Annotated in this window: 17 protein-coding genes and 2 pseudogenes; 7 read left to right on the top strand and 12 right to left on the bottom strand. The window is 71.1% G+C overall.

Annotated elements, in window-relative coordinates; translation table 11 throughout:
• Window positions 1-73 precede the first annotated feature (73 nt).
• The 3 genes and pseudogenes from ABZU99_RS09465 to ctaD form a co-directional block, all read right to left on the bottom strand.
• Window positions 74-275, bottom strand: a pseudogene (locus tag ABZU99_RS09465) (hypothetical protein); the annotation flags it as partial.
• A gap of 265 nt (window positions 276-540) precedes the next feature.
• Entirely contained in the window at window positions 541-891 is a 351-nt protein-coding gene (locus ABZU99_RS09460) for a hypothetical protein (RefSeq protein WP_355941952.1), read from the bottom strand.
• Window positions 892-903: 12 nt separating this feature from the next.
• Entirely contained in the window at window positions 904-2,613 is a 1,710-nt protein-coding gene (ctaD, locus tag ABZU99_RS09455) for a cytochrome c oxidase subunit I (RefSeq protein ID WP_356049800.1), read from the bottom strand.
• 237 nt (window positions 2,614-2,850) lie between these two features.
• Between ctaD and ABZU99_RS09450 the strand changes: the two genes are divergently transcribed.
• A complete protein-coding gene (locus ABZU99_RS09450) occupies window positions 2,851-3,858 on the top strand; it encodes a hydroxyacid dehydrogenase (protein ID WP_356049774.1) in 1,008 nt (335 codons plus the stop codon).
• Between the two features lie 492 nt (window positions 3,859-4,350).
• Entirely contained in the window at window positions 4,351-6,177 is a 1,827-nt protein-coding gene (locus ABZU99_RS09445; protein WP_356049776.1) for a coagulation factor 5/8 type domain-containing protein, read from the top strand.
• Window positions 6,178-6,249: 72 nt separating this feature from the next.
• On the opposite strand, the gene ABZU99_RS09440 is transcribed toward ABZU99_RS09445, so the two are convergent.
• A complete protein-coding gene (locus tag ABZU99_RS09440; protein WP_355942327.1) occupies window positions 6,250-6,432 on the bottom strand; it encodes a hypothetical protein in 183 nt (60 codons plus the stop codon).
• Window positions 6,433-6,626: 194 nt separating this feature from the next.
• On the opposite strand from ABZU99_RS09440, the pseudogene rpmF reads away from it, so the two are divergent.
• Window positions 6,627-6,731, top strand: a pseudogene (rpmF, locus tag ABZU99_RS09435) (50S ribosomal protein L32); the annotation flags it as partial.
• 172 nt (window positions 6,732-6,903) lie between these two features.
• Entirely contained in the window at window positions 6,904-8,001 is a 1,098-nt protein-coding gene (locus tag ABZU99_RS09430) for a hypothetical protein (RefSeq protein WP_355941967.1), read from the top strand.
• Window positions 8,002-8,314: 313 nt separating this feature from the next.
• On the opposite strand, the gene ABZU99_RS09425 is transcribed toward ABZU99_RS09430, so the two are convergent.
• Both ABZU99_RS09425 and ABZU99_RS09420 read right to left on the bottom strand, forming a co-directional pair.
• Complete coding sequence (locus ABZU99_RS09425) at window positions 8,315-9,385, bottom strand: polyprenyl synthetase family protein (RefSeq protein WP_356049778.1); 1,071 nt, start codon at window positions 9,383-9,385, stop codon at window positions 8,315-8,317.
• Window positions 9,382-10,473 (bottom strand): tetratricopeptide repeat protein, encoded by a 1,092-nt coding sequence (locus ABZU99_RS09420; protein WP_356049780.1) that lies wholly within the window; start codon window positions 10,471-10,473, stop codon window positions 9,382-9,384. The genes ABZU99_RS09425 and ABZU99_RS09420 overlap by 4 nt, the downstream gene beginning before the upstream one ends.
• A gap of 282 nt (window positions 10,474-10,755) precedes the next feature.
• Between ABZU99_RS09420 and ABZU99_RS09415 the strand changes: the two genes are divergently transcribed.
• Entirely contained in the window at window positions 10,756-11,457 is a 702-nt protein-coding gene (locus tag ABZU99_RS09415) for an alpha/beta fold hydrolase (RefSeq protein ID WP_356049782.1), read from the top strand.
• A 245-nt stretch (window positions 11,458-11,702) separates the two neighbouring features.
• Complete coding sequence (locus ABZU99_RS09410) at window positions 11,703-13,427, top strand: RICIN domain-containing protein (RefSeq protein ID WP_356049784.1); 1,725 nt, start codon at window positions 11,703-11,705, stop codon at window positions 13,425-13,427.
• An 84-nt stretch (window positions 13,428-13,511) separates the two neighbouring features.
• Here the strand turns inward: ABZU99_RS09410 and ABZU99_RS09405 are convergent, their stop codons facing one another.
• From ABZU99_RS09405 to speB, 6 genes are all read right to left on the bottom strand, one after another.
• The gene (locus ABZU99_RS09405) at window positions 13,512-13,991 is read right to left on the bottom strand and encodes a hypothetical protein (RefSeq protein WP_355941985.1); all 480 of its coding nucleotides are present in this window, start codon (window positions 13,989-13,991) and stop codon (window positions 13,512-13,514) included.
• Between the two features lie 52 nt (window positions 13,992-14,043).
• Window positions 14,044-15,492, bottom strand: coding sequence for a gamma-aminobutyraldehyde dehydrogenase (locus tag ABZU99_RS09400; protein ID WP_355941988.1), 1,449 nt, complete (start codon window positions 15,490-15,492; stop codon window positions 14,044-14,046).
• 103 nt (window positions 15,493-15,595) lie between these two features.
• Window positions 15,596-15,985, bottom strand: coding sequence for a nuclear transport factor 2 family protein (locus ABZU99_RS09395; RefSeq protein WP_355941991.1), 390 nt, complete (start codon window positions 15,983-15,985; stop codon window positions 15,596-15,598).
• Window positions 15,986-16,014: 29 nt separating this feature from the next.
• On the bottom strand, window positions 16,015-16,659 hold the full coding sequence (locus ABZU99_RS09390) for a cyclase family protein (RefSeq protein ID WP_356049787.1): 645 nt from the start codon (window positions 16,657-16,659) through the stop codon (window positions 16,015-16,017).
• Between the two features lie 7 nt (window positions 16,660-16,666).
• Window positions 16,667-18,208 (bottom strand): cytosine permease, encoded by a 1,542-nt coding sequence (locus ABZU99_RS09385; RefSeq protein WP_355941997.1) that lies wholly within the window; start codon window positions 18,206-18,208, stop codon window positions 16,667-16,669.
• Window positions 18,205-19,155, bottom strand: coding sequence for an agmatinase (gene speB / locus ABZU99_RS09380; protein ID WP_355942000.1), 951 nt, complete (start codon window positions 19,153-19,155; stop codon window positions 18,205-18,207). Before speB ends, ABZU99_RS09385 begins: the two co-directional genes overlap by 4 nt.
• Window positions 19,156-19,265: 110 nt before the next feature.
• On the opposite strand from speB, the gene ABZU99_RS09375 reads away from it, so the two are divergent.
• Window positions 19,266-20,726: a PucR family transcriptional regulator gene (locus tag ABZU99_RS09375; RefSeq protein ID WP_355942003.1), complete on the top strand. Its 1,461-nt coding sequence runs from the start codon at window positions 19,266-19,268 to the stop codon at window positions 20,724-20,726.
• Window positions 20,727-20,781 lie beyond the last annotated feature (55 nt).

The raw sequence follows: 20,781 nt of genomic DNA, 5'->3' as shown, positions 1-20,781 counted from the left end.
CACTGAGTTCGCGGTAGTCGGTGGCGATCGCCGGGGGCGTGGTGGTGTCGCGCGGGTCCTGGGGGCCGACTCTGTTCAGCTCGGACTCGTAGTGGTCCATGCGGCTGGCGGTGTCTCCCAGTCCGCGCGGACAGGCGGTCAGCCGCCCCGGACCGCCGAAGTCACACATCAGCAGGACCGCCGATGTCACACATCAGCAGGTTGCCGGCGGTCCCGTCGCTGTAGCGGATCGCGGCGTCGCACAGTTGCCGGATGGTCATTCCGGTCGCGATGTGATCCAGTCACCAGTAACGCACGGCGGGAGGGGCCGGAGGGGTCAAAGGGCATTTTGCGTACCTTCTCTCACTTGTCTGCCGGGTCGAGTGTCCGCCCGGCGAGCCGGGTCCTTGGGCGCGCGACGCCCGGTCGCCGTCGCCGCGCTCACGCAGCGGCGGCGCTATGTCGACATCGCTGTCCATCATGTCTCCCCACGGGGCGTTCGCCTGGGCGGCCTTGGGCGCTCACCTCGGCGGCGGCCGTTGGGCGGCAAGCGCGCCCCGGTCAGAAGGCCAGCAGCAGGACGTTCAGGAAGATCACGACTGCCACGGCGGCCAAGGCGCAGGCCACGACACGGCGTTTGAGGTGGTCATAGCGGTGCTGGTACTCCTCGCGAAGCTGCAGTGCGCGCGCGGCGATGCGGGAGACGGTCACCCGCGAGAGATCGAGCTGCCGACGGGCCAAGAGTTCCACCAGCTCCTCCCGCTGGGCGGTGGTCGGCCAGTCGAGCCCGTCCACCAGGGACTCGGCCTCGGTGCGGGTACGCTCGATCTCCGCTTGCCACAGCAGGTACCCCTCCATGGTGGCGATGCCCGCCTCGACGCTGGGGCCGTCCGGCGTTCGGCTGTCGGTCATGGCGCGGCCTCCTCAGTGCCCCTCACCCCCCGGGGGGCGCGAGGGGCGCTCACGCTGCGGCTCGGGTTCGACCACGTCACGCCGGCCTCGGTGGGTGGCCAGTTCCAGGGCCGAGAGGTCCGGGTAATGCAGGTCGAAGGCGGGTGATTCGGAGCGGATACGGGGCAGCGTGAGGAAGTTGTGGCGCGGGGGCGGGCAGGAGGTGGCCCACTCCAGCGAGCGTCCGTAGCCCCAGGGATCGTCGACCTCGACCTTCTGCCCGTACCTGGCCGTCTTCCATACGTTGTAGAAGAACGGAAGCGTGGAGAGGCCCAGCAGGAACGCGCCAATGCTGGAGACCGTATTGAGCACGGTGAATCCATCGGCTGCCAGATAGTCGGCATAGCGGCGCGGCATGCCTTCGGCGCCGAGCCAGTGCTGGATGAGGAAGGTGGTGTGGAAGCCGATGAACAGGGTCCAGAAGTGGATTTTTCCGAGGCGTTCGTCGAGCATTTTTCCGGTGAACTTGGCCCACCAGAAGTAGAAGCCTGCGAACATCGCGAAGACCACGGTGCCGAACACGGTGTAGTGGAAGTGCGCGACGACGAAGTACGAGTCGGAGACCTCGAAGTCCAGCGGCGGGGAGGCCAGCAGAACGCCGGTGAGCCCGCCGAAGAGGAAGGTCACCAGGAATCCGACGGACCACAGCATGGGCGTCTCGAAGGACAGCGAACCATTCCACATGGTGCCGATCCAGTTGAAGAATTTCACCCCTGTCGGGACCGCGATCAGAAAGGTCATGAAGGAGAAGAACGGCAGCAGCACCGCGCCGGTGACGAACATATGGTGGGCCCACACCGTGGCGGAAAGCCCCGCGATGGAGATCGTCGCGGCGATGAGCCCGATGTAGCCGAAGACCGGCTTACGGCTGAACACGGGGAGGATCTCGGTGACGATGCCGAAGAACGGCAGCGCGATGATGTACACCTCGGGATGGCCGAAGAACCAGAAGAGGTGCTGCCACAGCACAGGGCCGCCGTTCGTTGGATCGTAGATGCGCGCACCGAATTTCCGGTCCGCCTCAAGCGCCAGCAGCGCGGCGGCCAGGACGGGGAAGGCGAGCAGCACGAGCACACCGGTCAGCAGGATGTTCCAGGTGAAGATCGGCATCCGGAACATCGTCATGCCGGGCGCCCGCATGCAGATGATCGTCGTGATGAAGTTGACCGAACCGAGGATGGTCCCGAAGCCGGAGAAGGCCAGGCCCATGATCCACAGGTCGCCACCGACACCGGGCGTACGGATGCTGTCGGACAGCGGGGTGTAGGCGGTCCAGCCGAAGTCGGGGGCGCCCTGCGGGGTGAGGAAGCCGCTCACCGCGATCAGCGAGCCGAACAAGTAGGCCCAGTAGGCGAACATGTTCAGGCGCGGGAACGCCACATCCGGCGCACCGATCTGCAGCGGCATGATCCAGTTGGCAAAGCCCGCGAACAACGGCGTGGCGAACATCAGCAGCATGATCGTGCCATGCATGGTGAACGATTGGTTGTACTGCTCATTTGAAATCATCTGCAGACCCGGGCGAGCCAGTTCGGCCCTGATGAGCAGCGCCATGATGCCGCCGACCAGGAAGAACCCGAACGAGGTCGCCAGGTAGAGGGTGCCGATCTTCTTGTGGTCGGTGGTCGTCAGCCACTCCACCACGGCCCGCCCGGCATTGCGCCGCCGCGCCTGCGGCCCCAGCGGTTCGGTTTCCTGAACAACAGTCACAGCCCGAGCTCCTCACCCGCACCTGATCGGTCTTCTCGCCGGGCTGACGGTACAGATGCCTCACAGGGCGACAAAGAGGCTCGCCGCCGTTCACGATCAGTCACATCAATCAACCTCAGCGGCAGACCTTATGGAGCGACCGGTTGCTATACCGTCCTCGGGTAGAGCCGCGTTGCTGAGCCGCGTTCCCGAAATCCGGAGGCCACCACCGTGCCCCGACGTCCGCAGGCGTTGTTCGCGATGAGCGCCGAGACCCTGCCCAGCGTCTATCCGCCCGACCTGCTGGACCGGATTCGGGCCCGCGTGGACATCGACCCCACGCTGACGGCCGAGGACTTCGGCGATCCCCGGGTGCGACGTGTGCTGGCCGAGGCCGAGATCCTGCTCACCGGATGGGGTTGTCCGTACATCGATGCCCCGGTGCTCGATGCGGCGCCCAGGCTGCGCGCCGTGCTCCACGCCGCGGGATCGGTGAAGGGGATCCTGGCGCCCGGCTGGTGGGAGCGGGGCCTGATCGTCTCGTCGGCCGCCACCGCCAACGCGCTGCCCGTCGCCGAGTACACCCTGGGCATGATCCTGCTGGCCGGGAAGGACGCGTTCGCCGCCCGCGAGCGGTATCGCGCCCGGCGCACCTTCACCACCGGCGAGATCCAGCCGGGGATCGGCAACTTCGGGCGGCGCGTCGGCATCATCGGGGCCTCCCGTATCGGCCGCCGCCTCATCGAGCTCCTGCGGCCCTTCGACTTCCAGGTGATGCTGGCCGATCCCCATGTCGGCGAGGACGAGGCGGCCGCGCTCGGGGTGCGGCCGCTCCCCCTCGACCAGCTGATGGGGGCCGGCGACATCGTCACCGTCCACGCACCGGCCCTCCCCGAGACCCGCCATATGATCGGCCGGCATGAGCTGGCGCTCATGCCGGACGGGGCCGTGCTCATCAACACCGCGCGCGGCAGTCTCGTGGACACCGACGCCCTGGCCGAGGAGGTGCGTACCGGCCGGATCAGCGCGGTGCTGGATGTGACCGACCCCGAGCCGCTGCCCGCCGACTCCCCGCTCTTCGGCCTTCCGAACGTCTTTCTCACCCCGCATCTGGCCGGCTCGCAGGGCAACGAGGTACGCCGTCTGGGGCTGTCCGCGGCCGACGAACTGGAGCGGCTGCTGACCGGGCGCCCGCTGGTCCACCAGGTCGACCCCACCGCTTTCGAGCGAATCGCCTGACGCCACGGGATGTGTTCAACTCCCGGAAGATGTGGCGCGCTTGCCGTGATCCCCCACTCGTAAGGGCGGACCCCCGTGAGCGTTTCCGGGCGAACTGCGCTGACCACCGCGGCCGGTACGGCAGTGGCGGCCACTCCCCCGGCGCAAGGCAGCGGAGACCGTTCCCGGCGCAGGCAGCCGAGACCGTTCCCGGCCATGGCTCCACGCTGGGGGACGTTCCGCGAGACGGCGGACCGGGGAGGGGCAGTACCTCGACATCGCCGGTAAGAACATCTTGTGAACGCGGATCGCACATCATGAGGTCGTCTCCGCGGTCCGCGAATCAGGCGCAACTAGGCGCTATGGCGGGATTCTGACGCCACGACTGCCCAGATCTTGAGGAAGTTCTGGGCAGAACTATTGACGGCTGGTTCACACGCCTGAAACATGCATCGCCAAGAGAGCGCTCCCCCACGTCCTCATCGTTCATTTTCTGAACAAGGAGAGTCGCGCATGTCCACACCCCCCACCGACGGCTCGGCCACCAGCAGAACACCCCTCCCGCGCCGCAAGGTGCTTGTCACCATGACCGCGGCGGTCTCCGCCCCGAGTCTGCTCGCCCTCTCGTCACCGGCATCCGCGACGTCTGCTGCGTCCGTTCCCACCGCGGCCACCGGGCGGTCCGCCGCCGAGCTGCCCGGCGGGGGCGACCTCGGCCCGAACGTGCTGGTCTTCGACCCCTCCACGCCCGGCATCCAGGCCAAGCTGGACCAGGTGTTCAAGCAGCAGGAGTCGGCCCAGTTCGGCACCGGCCGCTATGCGCTGTTGTTCAAGCCGGGCACGTACCACGGCCTCAACGCCCAGCTGGGTTTCTACACCTCCATCGCGGGCCTCGGCCTTTCCCCCGACGACACCACCATCAATGGGGATGTCACGGTCGACGCGGGGTGGTTCGACGGCAACGCCACCCAGAACTTCTGGCGCTCGGCGGAGAACCTCGCGCTCGTTCCGGTGAACGGCACCAACCGCTGGGCCGTCGCACAGGCCGCGCCCTTCCGGCGGATGCACATCAAGGGCGGACTCAACCTCGCCCCCGACGGCTACGGCTGGGCCAGCGGCGGCTACATCGCCGACAGCCGGATCGACGGCACGGTGGGCCCGTACTCACAGCAGCAGTGGTACACCCGCGACAGCTCGGTGGGCGGCTGGCTGAACGCCGTGTGGAACATGGTGTTCTCCGGCGTCGAGGGCGCCCCGGCGCAGAGCTTCCCCGACCCCCCGTACACCACTCTGGCCACCACACCGGTCTCCCGCGAGAAGCCCTTCCTCTACCTCGACGGCGGCAGCTACAAGGTCTTCCTGCCGGAGAAGCGCACCAACGCGCGCGGCACCACCTGGGGCAGCGGCACTCCCCGGGGCACCTCCGTGCCGCTCAGCCAGTTCTACGTGGCCAAGCCCGGGGTCACCGCGGCGACTCTCAACGCCGCGCTCGAGCAGGGCCTCCATCTGCTGCTCACACCGGGGATCTACCACCTCGACCGGGCCGTCGAGGTCAAGCGCGCGGGCACCGTCGTCCTTGGCCTCGGATACGCCACCCTGGTTGCGGACAACGGAGCGACGGCGATGAAGGTCGCCGACGTCGACGGGGTACGGCTCGCCGGATTCCTCATCGACGCGGGGCCGGTCAACTCCTCCACCCTGCTGGAGGTCGGTCCCGAGGGCGCGTCCAAGGACCACTCCGACAACCCGATCACGGTCCAGGACGTCTTCATCCGCATCGGCGGCGCGGGCCCCGCCAAGGCGACCACCAGCATGGTCGTCAACAGCCGGCACACCATCATCGACCACACATGGATCTGGCGAGCGGACCACGGCGAGGGCGTGGGCTGGGAGACCAACCGCGCGGACCACGGCCTCCGCGTCAACGGCGACGACGTCCTGGCGACCGGCCTGTTCGTCGAACACTTCAACAAGTACGACGTCCAGTGGCACGGCCAGCGCGGCCGGACCGTCTTCTTCCAGAACGAGAAGGCCTACGACGCCCCGAACCAGGCGGCCATCCAGAACGGCTCCGTCAAGGGCTACGCCGGCTACAAGGTCGCCGACTCCGTGACCGCGCACGAGGGCTGGGGCCTGGGCAGCTACTGCTACTACAAGGACGATCCCACGATCCGCCAGGACCACGGATTCGCGGCCCCGAACACCGCGGGTGTGAAGTTCCACAACCTGCTCGTCGTCTCGCTCGGCGGCAAGGGTCAGTACGAACACGTCATCAACACCACCGGATCGGCCACCGTGGGCGACAGCACGAGGCCGTCCACCGTGGTCTCCTACCCCTGACCCCCCACGGGCCGGCCCCCCCACCGTCGCGGTGGGGGCCGCCGGCCCGGGCGGGACGGAGCGCACACTCTCTCAGCCTTCCGACGCCTCGAGCAGATCGCGGACCTCCTCGGCGGTCGGCTCCTGCGGCTCTTCCTCAAGGAGCGGCCAGCGGGTGATGCCGACCGATGTCAGGACGGGCAGGTCATGGCTGGCGATCAGCAGCGCGCCCCGGTAGGAGTCGAGCGCGCGGTCCGGGTGCGCGCCGGGTCTCACTCCGCCGCCTGCGCGATGGCGGTCACGAGCGCGTGAGCGGTTCTGCGTACCCGCAGCATCACCAACGGCACATCTCCTCCTGGGGGCGACGAGGTCACGGTGTCACCGCAGGACACTACATGAGAACGGTATCCATTTTCATGTACGGTGAGGGCAACACCACCGACCGACCGACCAGGAAAGACCCATGCGTCATGGCCGTGCCCAAGCGGAAGATGTCCCGGAGCCACGCCCGCCACCGTCGCGCCCAGTGGAAGGCGAGCACACCGGAGCTGGTGACGATCACCATCGACGGCCGTGGCCGAGGCGTACCGGAAGATGCTCTCCGGCGCCGCCCGCTTCCGGATGGTGCTCACCACCCGCTGAGGCATGGGCCGCCGGTCCCGTCCGAGCGGTTTCGTCCGGCGAGAGCGGGAAACCCGGTGTGGCCGGGCCGCCCCTTCAGGCCACCCGAGGACGTACGGAGCGCACATGAAGCTGTCGTTTCTCGATCCGCTCTACACGCGGCCGGGCCCCTGGGCCAGCGTCTACCTGGACACCTCGCGGGATATCGGGGATCCGGACAAGGCGATCGAGCTGCGCTGGCGCCACCTGCGCAAGGACCTGTCCGACCAGGGTGCCGACAACGCCACCATCGCCGCCCTGCGCACCGCCGTGGGGAGCGACCGGGACGTGTCCGGACGACACGGCCAGGCGCTGTTCGCCGCGCACGGGCGGCTTGCGCTGGCCGAGGAGCTCCCGGAACCGCCGGTGGCCGACACGGCCCGCGTCGCCACGCTTCCCGATGTGCTGCCCCTGGTGCTGCAGCACGCCCCGGACATCCCGTATGTGGCCGTCGACCTGAGCCGGGTCTTCGCCGAGACCGACCTGCAGGAAGACGTGGCGGTGTACTACGAGGCCGGGCGATGGCCCATGAGCCGGGTGGCCCCGGAGCCCCGCCTCAGCCATGTCGGCTCGGCCAGGGACTGGCCGCGGAACGCGTTCGCGGTCGCACACGAGATCGAGAACCTGCGCCAGTGGAGCGGTGCGGAGACGATCGTGCTGCGCAGCGGGGAGGGCGACGAATGGCTGCGCGGCGTCCTCGTCAACCACCTGCCCAAGTCCACGCAGCAGCGCGTCGTCACCGTGCCCGACCGCGGGCGGCCGATAGCGGAGCCCGGCCGGGCCCTGCTGGAGGCGGAGCTGAGCGAGACCCTGTGGGCAACGGTGAACGAACGGGACAGGACCCTGATGCACCGCTATCTGGCGCAGCGGGCCCGGCACCCGGACACCACCGAGGGAATGCCCGCCACGCTCACCACCCTGCAGCGCGGCCAGGTGCACGCGCTCCTGCTCAACCACCCCGTCGAGCTTCCGGAGTCCTTGTGGACGGGGCCCGAGCCCACCCACATCACCCTGGAAGAACCGGACCTCCATGACCTCGGCGTGGACTTCGGACAGCAGGAGCCCGCCGGGGCCGCGATGGTACGGGCCCTCGTGGGCACCGGCGCCGAGCTGATCGTGGTGCCGCGGGAGGAGCTGCCGCTGGAGGACGGGGTGGGCGTGCTTCTGCGCTACCACCTCTCGTAGGCGTAAGGCGTCTGCGGCCCTCAAGGGACCTCCGGCCCTCAGAGGACCTCCGGGGGGGACCGGCCCGCTGGGCGGAGGGAAGGCCAGGCCCAGAGCCTCCAGGTCCTCGTCGGTCAGCTCCAGGTCCAGCGCCTCGCGATTCTCCCGGACGTGCTCCGCCCGGCCGGACCGGGGGACCGCGGGCACGGCCTGCCTGAGCACCCACGCCGGCGCCGCCTGCGCAGGCGTCGCACCGGCGAAGTTGCCCCGCGCCGAAGCCGCCCCCGCGTGTTCGTGGAACCGGCCTCCGGGCCGTGACCGCTCCCGTGGGGTGTCACATGTCCCGCCGCACGAGGAAGGCCAGCAGCGTGCGCAGTTCTTCGGCCGGCCGTGGCGCCGGCGACACGCTGTCGAGACAAGCCTCCACGGCGGCGATATGGCGGTGGGCCTCCTCCAGCGCGGCGGCGCGGCCACCCGCCTGCTCGATCAGCTCGGCCGCACGCCGGGCGGTGGCGTCATCCGGCGTGTCCGGGGAGTCCAGCAGGGTGGCCAGACGCCCGGTGGCGGGGCCGGAGGCGTTCAGGGCGGCGAGTACGGGCAGGGTCTTCTTCCGCTGCCGCAGATCGCCGTGGACGGGCTTGCCCGTGACACCGGGGTCGCCCCAGATGCCCAGCAGATCGTCGACCACCTGGAAGGCCACTCCCATGTGCCGGCCGGCCCGGTCGAGGGCGGCGACCGTGTCGTCCGGTGCGCCGGCGAGCGCGGCGCCCAGGGCGGCGGCGCACCCGAGGAGTGCGCCGGTCTTGTGCTCGGCCATCGACCGGTATTCGTCGGGCCGTACCGCCTCGGGGCCGGTCCAGGGGCGTGACGCGAAGAGCAGATCGTCCGCCTGGCCGCGGACGAGGTCGCCCAGGGCGGCGGCCAGACGGCGTACCGCGAGGGGGCCGCGGGCGCCCGGCACGGTGGCCAGTGTCTCCACGGCCAGTGCGAACAGCGCGTCACCGACGAGCACGGCCGGGCCCGTTCCGTACGCCTTCCACACCGTGGGACGCGCACGCCGCGTCGGATCGCCGTCCATGATGTCGTCGTGCAGCAGCGAGAAGGTGTGCACCAGCTCCACCGCGACCGCCCCGGCGACCGCGGCCTCGCCGGGTGCCCCGGCCGCCTCCGCGCACAGCACGGCCAGTGCTTGCCGCACCCCCTTGCCGCCCGTCACTTCCGTGGGGGTGCCGCCCACCTCGCACCAGCCGAAGGAGTACGCGGCCATCTCGCCGGGCCACGGGTGCAACCGCTCGACCGCCTGAGCCAGCGCGGGCCGCACCAGTGCGCGGCAGCGATCGAGGATCTGACGCGCCGTCGCGGTGTCCTCGCCCACTCCGCGCAGCGCCGGGAACGCCGCCGTCACCGTCCGGCCCCCACAACCGCCGCCGCACCGATGGGGCTCGGGCCGGTGCCGTCCTCCACTCCCTCCGGGAGACCGAACTCCTCCCGCGCGCGGTCCACCATCCGGCGGGCGTGCCGCAGCCCGATGCGGTCCAGTACCCGGGCGAGTTCGGCCAGGTCGGTGGCCGTCTCGACGCGATCGCGGCCCAGCCGCGCCAGGGCCTTGACGAGTCCGAGCCTGGCCAGGGCCTCGCCGCGTGGCTCGCTCATGGCGCGGAATTCCTCCAGGGCCTGGCGGTAGACGTCACGCGCCGCCTCGTAACGGCCCGCGCGGTAGAGCACATTGGCGCGCATCTTGTGGTTGTAGGCCAGCGCGCTGGAGAGGGTCATCTCGCGGCAGGCCACTTCGGCCTCGGCCAGCAGCCGCAGCGCGTGGTCCGCGTCCCCGTCGCGTACGGAGACGATGTCGGCCAGGCCGCGCAGCGCCCAGGCGTGGCCGCGCCGGTCCTCGGCTTGCTCGGCTATCTCCGCGGCCTCCTCGAACATCGCGTAGGCCGTGTCGTACGACCCGGTGTTGCGGTGTATCTGGGCGATGCCCTCCAGCGCCCACACGGTGTGCCGGGCCTCACCGCGCTTGCGCGCCTCGGCGAGGAGCTGCTCGTGCAGCGCGCCGACGGCCTCGTAGTCCCCCTGGATCCGGCCCGTCTCCGCCATCCCGGCGAGCGAGTAGCCGCGGACGACGATGTCCCCTCCGCGTTCGCCGAGTTCGGCCGCGAGGCCGAGCAGACGCCATGCCAGCGCCAGCGCGCCCCGCTGCCGGGCGAGCGTGCCTCCGCTCCACAGCGCCCACGCCATCGCCCCGACGTCCCGCGCCGTCCGGGCCGCGCGATAACTGGCCTTCCACTCGCGGTCGGCGTCCGTCACCTGCCCCAGCCTGCGGTGCGCCTCGGCGACCGCCAGCCCCGAGCGGGCCGCCTCGCGCGGCGAGCCGGTCCGCTCGGCCGCACGCAACTGCTCGGTGCCCGCGGCCAACACGTCGACCAGCGAAGAGTTCACCGAGAGGGCGGTGAGGGAGCCCTGATACTCCGGTGCGAATGCCTTGCCGTACATGGATTGCCTTTCCGTCTGCGATCCGGGGGGGGGAGCGCCGGGCTTTATCTATACACCACGCGTATACACGGGGCGTATAGAAGGACGGAGACGAGCCCTGTCAGGTTGCTCCGCCACGCCGCCGCGCTCGCTGTTGATCAAGACGTCGGTCGGCGTGGTGAGGTTGACCGTGCGACGCACATCCTTGCGGGCGTCCAGTTCGGCCTCGGTCGGCTCGTTCCGGGCGCGGGCACCGAGCGTAAAGCAGGGGGATGTGTCCGATCCCTGCGCCAGGTTCCCGGCATGACGGAATTCGTACTGGTGGCGGGCACGTGGCTGGGATCGTGGGCGTGGCACGAGGTGGTGCCCGAGGTGCGTGCCGCCGGGCATGGCGCTCATCCCCTGACGCTGTCCGGCCTCGCCGACAAGCAGGGCGTGCCCGCCGGGCAACAGACCCACGTACAGGACATCGTCGGCGAGATCGAACGCCTCGATCTGCGCGATGTCGTCCTGGTCGGGCACAGCTACTCGGGCATCCCGGTGGGTCAGGCCGCCGAGCGGATCGGCGACCGGCTGGCCCGCGTGGTGTTCGTGGACTCCAACGTGCCGGCCCATGGGGAGTCGTTCTTGTCGGCGTGGCCGGACGGCCGGGCGATGGTGGAGGCGTCGATGGCCGAGAACGGGGGCTTCTGGGCGCCCCTGACCGCCGCCGACTACGCGGGCCAGGGGCTGACGGACGATCAGATCGTGCGGATCGTGGGCGGTTCGACACCGCACCCGGGCGCCACACTGACCGAGCCGGCCGTGCTGGCGCGTCCGCTCGGTGAACTTCCGGCGACCTACATCAAGTGTCTCCTCGACGGCGCCGAGCCGATGGCCGACGTGGCCGAGCTGCTGACCGGCGAGCGCTGGAGGCTGGTCGAGCTGGACACCGGCCACTGGCCGATGTTCTCCCAGCCGCGTGAGCTGGCACGCATGCTGCTGTCGGCGGCCATGGAATCCTGAGTCCCGGTTCGAAACCGCTTCTCCCGGCTCCGCCGCTTCCCCTCTAAAGGGCCTCCACGACCGGGAGTTACCCTCAGAAACCCTTTTCCCACGGCTCCCCCTGCCTCACTATGGGCACTCCTATTACCGCCGGTGACAGCCGGTGCGCTGGGACGCGCACCGGTCGGTCGCCGGCCGCCACTGTCGGCTGCCGTGCCAGTTGTGGGCGGGCGGCCGGGTACGAATGTGAACGAGGAGTCGCGAGGGTGTCCGACCAGCATGGGACCGAGCCGGGGGCCGCCGCGGAGAAGCGGCCGTACGCCCAACTGTCCGACGCGGAACTCACCGAGCGGATCCGCGCCGGGGCACCGACCGCCCTCCCCGCCACACAGGAACTGCGGGCCCGCCACCTTCCCTGGGTGCTGTCCTACGCCCGGCTCTGCGGGCGGAACCAGACCGACGGGAATCAGCTCGCCGAGTTGTCCTTCGGCCTCGCCGCACAGGAGACGTGCCGCGGAATCGACCCCTTGGGGCCGTGGCGCCACCATCTGATGCTGCTCGTCCAGCGGGTGGGCGCCACATGGGCGGCGGGTGGCCGGCGGGAGAGGCTGGATCCCGGGTTCGCCCAGTGGCTCGACGGCTCGGGCATCACCCTGGGCGACGGCCCCGGGCGGCCACGTCCGGAGGAGCGCTCGGCCATGCTCGGCGGCTTCCTGACGCTGTCGGCGCGCACCCGCGGCGTCCTGTGGTACGGGGTGGTGGACGACGAGCCCACCGCCACGGTGGCCACCCACCTGGGCACCGCGCCGCACACCGTCGAGACCCTCGGGGGCACGGCACAAGGTGCGCTGCGCGAGGCGTGGCTGCGGACCCATCTCGAGCGCGGCGGCGACCCGATGTGCCGGGGGTTCCGCGGCATCATCGAAGCGGCGGTACGCCCGGGCGCCGCCCGCCACAGCGACGACCTGGACCGGCATCTGGCCGGATGCCCGTCGTGCGCCGGGGTGTTCAGCGACCTGGTGCGGATGGGCGAGGATCCACGGACCGTGATCGCGGACGGACTCCTGGGGTGGGCTGGAGCGGCCTACGTCATGGCGGGCCCGGTGCGCGAGCTCCCCACGGCGGAGGCCATGGCACGGCCCCACACGGCGGCGGAGCGGCCGGACACGTCCGCGTCCACGGGCCCCGTGCTCGCCCCGCTCCCGTCCTCCCGCGCTGCCGCGGACGGACCGGCGGGTCTGGGATCCGACGGTACGTGGCGACGCGGTACCTGGACGGTGTCCTGGCCGTCCGCGGCGGTCGGACTGGTGGTGATGGCCGCGGTGACCGCGGTGACCACGACCGTCGTCGTGCTGGCGTCCGACTCCGGCGGCATGACCCCGGCCGGCGACCGTGCCCACACACTTGCGCCGACGCCCACCGCGGCCCCGCCCACCGGCTCCGCCCCGCCGCCGAGCGCCTCCCCCACGCCGCCGAAGAAGCCACCGCGCCCGTCACCCCCCGGCCGCGCCACGGAGGCTCCGCCCACCCCGACGCCTCCCACCTCCGCTCCCCCGAGCACCAGCCCGCCGACTCCCGTCCCGGTTCCGGGCGACGGCTACACGGCGGTGGTCAACTCCGCCACCGGGCTGTGTCTTGACATCCGCGACGGGCGGCTGGAGAAGCGCACGGACGTCATCACGGCGCCGTGCACGGGGGCGGACACACAGCGGTGGCGGCTGGATTCCCGCGGCCTCCTGCGCACGGCGGCCGACCCCGACTTCTGTCTGGACTCCCGCGGGGCCAGCGACCGGGGCGTCGGCATCTGGCCGTGCTCCTCAGCCGACGGGGACAACGGCCAGAACCTGGGATTCGTGGTCGACCGCGACGGGGCGATACGCCCCTTCATCGCTCCCGACTTCGCTCTCACCCCGGACGACGACTCCCCGGGCAGCTCCTTGGAACTGCGGTCGGCCGAGGACCGGGACGACCAGCGCTGGACGGCGGGCTAGCGGGGCCGGCCCACCTGGTGGCCGCCGTGGGAATCCGCCCGCGGCGGCCGTCCGCCCCCGGTTCCCGGCCGGCCATGAGCTCGGTCAGACGGCGGGCTCGACCTCGAGGTACCGGCGGCCGCGGGGCCCCCGGTACTCCAGTGCCTCCCACCCCAGGCGGCGCAGCACGGCCGCGCACTTGCTCAGCTCGTCCTGTGCCGCGTAGGCGGCACCGCTTCCCGGCGGGCCCAGCCAGTCGACGCGCACCGCCCCGGCCTGATCGGCCGCCCGCACGCGGTAGCCGGTCGCGACGCGGCCGCCGTCCGTACCGACGGCGGACGGCGGGATGCCCGCCGCCTCCAGGGCGAGGGCCACGGCGCGCACCGGCCGGTGGCGCTCCCACGCGGCGGGCACCTCGTGCGGGGCCGCGGTCCCGGTGTTCATCAGCCGCCGGATCTGCCGCAACCCCTCGAACGCCGACCGCACGGCGGTCTCCCGGTCCCGGGGGCTCCCAGCCGGGAGCCCACCATCGCCGGTCGCCACCTCGAACCCCTCCGTGCGGCCGGCGCCGTCATCAGCTCTCACCCCGCCATCCTTCAGCGGGGCGCGCCCGGGGTCCAGCCCCCGGGCGCGGCTCTCACAGGGCCGTCATGACGTGCTTGATCCGGGTGTAGTCCTCGAAGCCGTACGCCGAGAGGTCCTTGCCGTAGCCGGACTTCTTGTAGCCGCCGTGCGGCATTTCGGCGGCGAGGGCCATATGGGTGTTGATCCATACGCAGCCGAAGTCCAGGGCCTTGGACATCCGCATGGCCCGGGCGTGGTCCTTCGTCCACACGGACGAGGCGAGCGCGAACTCCACCCCGTTGGCGTAGGCGACGGCCTGGTCCTCGTCGGTGAAGGACTGGACGGTGATGACCGGGCCGAAGACCTCGTTCTGGATGATCTCGTCGTCCTGCTTGAGGCCGGAGACGACCGTCGCGGCGTAGAAGTAGCCGCGCTCGCCGACCCGGTGACCGCCCGCCTCGACCTTCGCGTGCTCGGGCAGCCGCTCGATGAAGCCGGAGACCTGGGCGAGCTGGTTGGCGTTGTTGAGCGGGCCGAAGAGGGCGTCCTCGTCGTCGATGTCCCCGCCGGTCTTCGCCTCGGCCGCCGCCTCGGCCAGCGCCGCGACGAACTCGTCGTGGATCGACTCGTGGACCAGCACCCGCGTGGCCGCCGTGCAGTCCTGGCCCGCGTTGAAGAAGCCGCCGAGCGAGATGCCCTCGACCGCCGCGGCGATGTCGGCGTCCTCGAACACCACCGCAGGGGCCTTGCCGCCCAGTTCGAGGTGGACGCGCTTGAGGTCCTTCGACGCGGACTGGGCGACCTGCATGCCCGCCCGGACCGAACCGGTGATGGCGGCCATCGCCGGGGTGGGGTGCTCGACCATCAGCCGGCCGGTCTCACGGTCGCCGCACACCACGTTGAAGATGCCGGCCGGAAGGCCCATGTCCTTCACGATGTCGCCGATGATCCCAGCGAGCAGCACGGTGGACGCCGGGGTGGTGTCGGACGGCTTCAGGACGACCGTGTTGCCCGCGGCGATCGCCGGGGCGAACTTCCACACCCCCATCATCAGCGGGTAGTTCCACGGTGCGACCTGCGCGCACACACCGATCGGCTCGCGCCGGATGATAGACGTCAGGCCGTCCATGTACTCGCCCGCCGACCGTCCCTCCAGCGAACGCGCGGCCCCGGCGAAGAACCGGATCTGGTCGACGATCACGGCGACCTCCTCGGTGAGGGTCAGGGCGCGCGGCTTGCCGGTGTTACGGCACTCCGCCTCCGCGATCTCCTCGGCCCGGGTCTCCACGGCGTCGGCGATCCTCAGCAGCAGCTTCTGCCGGGTGGACGGCGTGGAGTCCCGCCAGGCGGGGAAGGCCGCTTCGGCGGCGGCCATCGCCGCGTCCACGTCGGCGGCGCCCGAGAGGGGCGAGTGCGCGTACACCTCGCCCGTGACGGGGTTGATCACATCCAGGCGGCGTCCGTCGGCCGCGTCGACGTAACTGCCGTTGATGTAGTTGCGCAGCTCTCGAAGCTCGCTCATCGCTGATGTCCTCATTGGTTCCCTGCACCGCCGCGCTCCGCGCCGATGGCATGTCCGATTGCGTTTGTCGTCCGGCGACGCGTGGCCTCACGCCACTCGAGGGTCAGGCCCCGGCCGCTGCCGAGAGGTGTTCGTGCACGGCCAGCCAGCGGCCGGTGACCTGGCGGTGGAAGATGATCGTCTCGCGCTCGTGAAGGGTCTCCTCACCGGCCGTGGTGGCGACCGTGGTCTCCACCTGGTGGCTGAACACGGCGGTGTCGCCCAGGAGCTGGACCAGCCGGTCGGTGGAGATGCAGGAGACGACGCGGAAGTCGTCCTCGGTGACCCATCGGTTCCACAGGGCCCGGTAGGCCGCGGTGGAGGTGAGGCGTTCGGGGATGGCGTAGAAGACGAACGTCGCGTCGGGCGCGAACGCCGCGAAGTAGTCGTCGAGGCGGCCTTCGCCGAACGCGGACACAAGGGCGTCGGCGGCCTTGAGGACCTCGTCGTTCATGGGTGGTGCTCCTTGCGGGGTCGGGTGGTTCAGCCGACACGGGCGACGGCCCGTACGGGCGCGCCGTCGGCGGCGGGCAGTCGCAGCGGCAGCAGGGAGACCTCGATGGGCTCTCCCACCGCCTGCGCCGCGAGCAGCGGGGCGAGACCGGTGAGGTTCTCGGCGATGACGGCGTGGGCGCCGCACAGGACCCGGTGGGCGGGGAAGTCGTCGGCGGGGGTGGGATCGACGCTCAGCGCGTCGATGCCGATGGTGCGGACCCCGGCGGCGACCAGGAATTCGGCGGCTTCCCGGGTCAGATACGGGTGGTCGAGGTAGTCGTCCGTGCCCCAGTAGAGCGACCAGCCGGTGGCCACGAGCACGATCGCCCCGGGCCGCAGGCGGCCCTCGAAGAGGGAGGGCCCGAGCGGCGCGCGGGACCGCGCGCCGCGGGCGTCGATCACGACGGCCTCGCCCCAGAAGCGCTCCAGGGGCAGCTGGTCGAGGGTCGGCAGGGCGTCGTCGATGTGGAACGGCGCGTCGACATGGGTGCCGGACTGCGAGCCCATGTCGAGGTGCAGGACGTTCACACCCTCGGCGGTGACGCTGAGCGCCGGGGCGACGGCCACCTGAGGATCACCCGGGTACACCGGCATCCCGGTGGCGATCTCCACGGAGAGGTCGACGAGGCGCACCGCTGCCTCACACCCCTTCCGCCACCGCGGGCACGGGCGCGCCGGCCTCCGTGGTGATCGGCGGCACGGGCGCGTCCGAGGCACGGACCCAGCGCGGCCCCTCGGGGCCGTAGACCTCACGCGGCTCGGGGAAGAGCCACAGCAGCGCCATGTAGACCAGCGCCGCGATGCCGATGCCCACCGGCAGCGAGAGGTCGACGCCGTCGGCCAGGTTGCCGAGCGGACCGACGAACTGCCCGGGAACGTTGACGAACAGCAGGGCGAACACCGCCGAGGTCAGCCAGGCGCCCAGGCCGCGCCAGTTCCAGCCGTGCTCGAACCAGTAGCGGCCGCCGCGCTGGCGCCGGTTGAACACCTGGAGGGAGTCCGGGTCGTACCAGCCCCGCCGGGTGACGAAGCCGAGCACCATGATCACCATCCAGGGGGCGGTGCAGGTGATGATCAGCGTCGCGAAGGTGGTGATGGACTGGGACAGGTTGGCGGCGAAGCGGCCGAGGAAGATGAACCCGGTGGAGAGCACTCCGACGAACAGCGTCGCCTGCACCCGGCTGAACTTGGTGAACACACTGGAGAAGTCCAGGCCGGTGCCGTAGAGCGAGGTGGTGCCGGTGGACAGGCCGCCGATGAGCGCGAGCAGGCACACCGGAAGGAAGTACCAGCCGGGCGCGATGGCCAGCAGGCCACCGACGTAGTTCGGGGCGGTCGCCTCCATGTACGGGGCCGCCTTCTTGGCGATGATCGAGGCGGTGGCCAGGCCGAAGAAGAACGGCAGGATGGTGGCGATCTGCGAGGCGAACGCCGCCGTGATGACCTTGCGGCGCGGGGTCTCGGCCGGGATGTAGCGGGCCCAGTCGCCGAGGAAGGCGCCGAAGGACACCGGGTTGGACAGCACGATCAGCGCCGAGCCGATGAACGCGGGCCAGAACCCCGTCGTGGACACCGAGGCGAACGCACCCTGGTAGCCGGGGTCGAAGTCGCCGGCGAAGGCGAAGAAGCCGAGGACGAACAGCGTCGAGGCCGCCACCACCGCGATCTTGTTCACGAAGAGCATGAAGCGGAAGCCGTAGACGCACACGACCAGCACCAGCAGCGCGAAGACGCCGTAGGCGATCGCGAACACGCCGTCGTTCTGCGGTACGTCCATCAGCCGGTGCGCGCCGCCGACGAGCGCGTCGCCGGAGGACCACACCGAGATCGAGAAGAACGCGATGGCCGTGAGGAGCGAAAGGAAGGAGCCGACGATCCGCCCGTGCACACCCAGGTGTGCCGAGGACGAGACCGCGTTGTTGGTGCCGTTGCGCGGGCCGAACACCGCCAGCGGGGCGAGGATCAGCGAGCCGGCCACCAGACCGAGCACGGTCGCCGCGAGGCCCTGCCAGAAGGACAGCCCGAACAGGATCGGGAAGGCCCCGAGCACACACGTGGCGAAGGTGTTGGCACCGCCGAAGGCGACCCGGAACAGGTCCAGGGGGGTCGCGGTGCGATCAGCGTCGGGAATGCGCTCCACACCGTACTGTTCGACTTCGGTCAGGGCTGGGGAGTCCGTCATCTGGGGTCCTCCTGGAGGGCGAGCAGGCTGATCAGGTCGTAGGCGACGTGGGAGGCCGCGACCGAGGTGATCTCGGCGTGGTCGTACGCGGGAGCGACCTCCACGACGTCCGCGCCGATCAGATGGCACCCAGCCAGCCCGCGCAGGATCTCCAGGAGCTCTCGCGAGGTCAGGCCGCCCGCCTCGGGGGTGCCGGTGCCGGGGGCGTGGGCCGGGTCGAGGCAGTCGATGTCGATGGAGATGTACAGCGGGCGGTCCCCGATGCGCTGGCGCAGCTGGTCGGCGACCTCGTCGGCGCCGCGCCGGTAGACGTCGGCGGAGGTGACGATGCCGAAGCCCAGCTTCTCGTCGTCGGTGAGGTCCTTCTTTCCGTACAGCGGACCCCGGGTACCGACATGCGAGAGGGCGGAGGTGTCGAGGATGCCCTCCTCCACGGCCCGCCGGAAGGGCGTGCCGTGCGTGTACTCCGCGCCGAAGTAGGTGTCCCAGGTGTCCAGGTGCGCGTCGAAGTGCAGCACCGCGACCGGGCCGTGGCGTCTCGCGGCCGCCCGCAGCAGCGGGAGCGCGATGGTGTGGTCGCCACCGATGGTGACCAGGCGGGTGCCCTCGGTCTGCAGGCTGCCGGCGGCGTCCTCGATGGTCTCGATGGCCTCGTTGATGTTGAAGGGATTGACGGCGATGTCACCGGCGTCGGCCACCTGCTGGGTGGCGAACGGCGACACGTCCAGGCCCGGGTGATAGGGGCGCAGCAGCCGGCTGGCCTCGCGGACCGCCGACGGCCCGAAGCGGGCGCCGGGCCGGTAGGAGACACCGGCGTCGAACGGGACACCGACCACCGCCACGTCGGCGCGGGCCACCTCGTCCAGACGCGGCAGCCGGGCGAAGGTGGCAGGTCCGGCGAAGCGGGGGACCCGGGAGGAATCGACGGGTCCTCGGGGTTCGGTCATGGTGGTGCAGTCCCTTCTCACATGCGCCGGAGCGGGTCCGGTCGGCCGAGTGTGCACAGCGGGGGTCCCACACGACAATCGTTTTGCACACAAAGAGCTACGCTGTCTTTGTGGCGAACAACAAAGAGCAGCGGGTGACCGTCGGAGACCTGCTCTCCTCCCCGGCACTGCAGCTTCGCCTGCTCGCGGGCTCCGCCGGCCTGCACCGTTCCGTTTCCTGGGCCCATGTCAGCGAGCTGGACGACCCCACCCCCTGGTTGCTCGGCGCCGAGATGATCATGACGACCGGGATCGCGATGCCGCGATCGGCCGCCGGACAGCGGACCTATCTGGAGCGGCTCGACGACGCCGGCGTCACCGCGCTCGCCGTCTCCGCCCAGCTGCACATGCCCCCGCTGCGCCAGGCGTTCTTCGACGCCGCCGAGGAGCGGGGGATGCCGGTACTCCAGGTCCCGCTGGCCGTGCCGTTCATCGCGGTGGCGCAGGAGGTCGCCGCCGCCGTCCAGGAGGACGCCCGCCACCGGCTCGGCGCGCAGCTCCAGGTCTTCGGCGCGCTGCGCTGGCTGACCTCGGAGAACCTGGACACCGCGACGCTGTTCAACCGCCTGGAGAAGCTGTCCGGGTACGACATCTATCTGTGCACCACCCAGGGCCGCCCCCTGCTGCCCGGCGTGCCCGCGCCCGACGCGTCCGTGATCCCCGGCTCGGCGGACGCCCCGCCGACCATCCCCGGCGGGTTCGCCCTCCCGGTCCCCTCCCCCGGTGGCACGGCGGGCTTCCTCATCGCCTTCGAGCGCGAGGGCGCCCGCCCGGCGGGCCTGGCCGTGGTGCAGCACATCGCCACGGTGGCCGCTCTCCAGCTGGCCATGGTCCGCACCGAACGGGAGACCCTGCGGCGCGAGGGCGCGGAGATCCTCGCCGAGCTGCTGCAGGGCGCCCTCGACCCGGCCGTCGCGCGGCGCCACCTGCTGCGCCACTCCATCAAGGGCGAGACGGTCCTGGCGGTGGTCCGGGGCGTAACCGAGGACGCCGTCCTGCGCGCCCTGGAGGACGAGCCGTGTCTGCTGCTCAACCGCGGCGAGGACCGCTACCTTCTCGGCTCGCCGAGCCTCGGCGACGCCATCGCGGCCCTCCCCGGCGTCGCCGCCGGGATGAGCCGCCCCTTCAGCCCCGGCGCCTCGCTGCGGCTGGCGCAGCGCGAGGCCCTGTGGGCGGCCTCCCACGCCGCCGCGTCCGGCAGCGCCCTCGTCCGGTACGGCGACGATGTCACCGGCCGCTGGCTGCCCGACGACCCCACCGCGCTCCATGCCCTCGTGGAGCATGTGCTGGGCGAGGCGCTGCGCTATGACGCCGGGCATGGCTCGCGGCTGCTGCCCTCGGTGCGCACCTGGATGGAGCGCGACCGCCGTACGGACGAGGCCGCCGCGGCCCTCCACGTCCACCCCAACACGCTCACCTACCGGCTGCGCCGCTTCAGCGAGCTCACCGGCCGCGATCTGTCCGCCACCAGCGCCTTCGCGGAGGTCTGGCTGGCCATCCGGGCCGCGGGGCAGCTCGGGCTGCTCGACTGACCGTCAGGTTCAACGGGGGCCTCCGCGTTCATCGGCCAGAGTGGACCGCGGGTGG

This window comes from Streptomyces sp. NPDC005266, assembly GCF_040607655.1.
Taxonomy (GTDB): domain Bacteria; phylum Actinomycetota; class Actinomycetes; order Streptomycetales; family Streptomycetaceae; genus Streptomyces.
Note: the sequence above shows the minus strand (reverse complement) of the source record. Positions and strands in the feature narration are given on the sequence as shown.